A 1,068-nucleotide genomic window follows, 5' to 3' on the forward strand; every position below is an offset into this window, starting at 1 on the left:
GTTTCGGGGCCAGAGCGTCCAGCGCCGAGGACACGTCGGGGGCTGCGAGCGACCGTTCGATGTAGTGCCGGCGGGTCACGTCCGGGTCTAATGGCCCGACTGCTTGGCGGCGTGTTCGGCGCCGTAGGCGCGCTCGACCATCGTGGCGACCTTCCGGCGGAAGGTGTGCGGGGTGACCGATGCGGGTGCCCGTCGCCAGGAGCAGGGTGAATTGCTCCACAGGTCATAGCCGTGCCTCGGCCCGAACGACTGGGCCTGCTGCCAGGCGGCGATACGCCCCAGCAGTGTCTCAACGTCATCGGCGGTGAGAGCCTTCGGCTTCCCCCGCTTGCGCGGCGGGGTGTACGCCTCCACGACCGGGTTGTACTCCAACAGCCCGAACCGCACAGCCATCGAACTGGCTTGGCGCAGCACCGTCTTCGCATTGCCGACGCGGGCAGGCAGCTCCCGCAGGAAGCCATCCACCCGTTGCGGGTTGAGTTCACGGATACGGAGCTACCCGACGCGCGGGACGACGACCTGCTCGACCGCGCGGTGGTAGTAGTCCTTGGTTTGTGTCGTTCGTTCCGAGCCATCCACCTCCACGAGCCAACGGGTCAGCACCTCAGACACCGGCGCGGGCTCCGGTGCTGCCCGACGACTTCACCCGGCGGGTCTCGCCGTCCCGGTCACGAAACCGCGCTTCGGCGATCCAACGAGTCGTCGCCGAGCTGGGTACGGCGGATAAACTCGTAGGTGCCTATCTGGGGGGGGCCGGCCATCAGTGCTCGCAGCGATGGGTTATCCCGAAAGCGCCCCGGTTAGGAAGCTGCTCTGCCTGGACGCCACTGTCGTCGCCGTTGCCGCCGTTGTCGCCGTCGGCTCCGGCAACCGTGGACTGGTAGCCATCATCGCCTGAGCCGCCGTTGCCGCCAAGCCCACCGTTGCAGCCGTTACCGGCATCGCCGCCCGCACTGCCCACTCCGTCCTTGCCTGCGACCAGTCCGGTTCCGCCCACGCCGCCGTTGACGTGGGAAGCAGTGCCAGCTGTGCTGCGGGCACCGGAGGCAACAGCAGCAATGGTGTCGT

The 1,068-nt window shown here is 68.1% G+C and carries 1 protein-coding gene and 1 pseudogene; both read right to left on the minus strand.

The annotated features are described in order from the left end of the window. Nucleotides 1–87 precede the first annotated feature (87 nt). The gene (locus AC2VON_RS22930) at nucleotides 88–465 is read right to left on the minus strand and encodes a hypothetical protein (RefSeq protein ID WP_486954908.1); all 378 of its coding nucleotides are present in this window, start codon (nucleotides 463–465) and stop codon (nucleotides 88–90) included. Between the two features lie 295 nt (nucleotides 466–760). After that, nucleotides 761–1,068: pseudogene (locus AC2VON_RS22935) on the minus strand (hypothetical protein); the annotation flags it as partial.

It is taken from the genome of Mycobacterium sp. TH-M82, assembly GCF_057473605.1.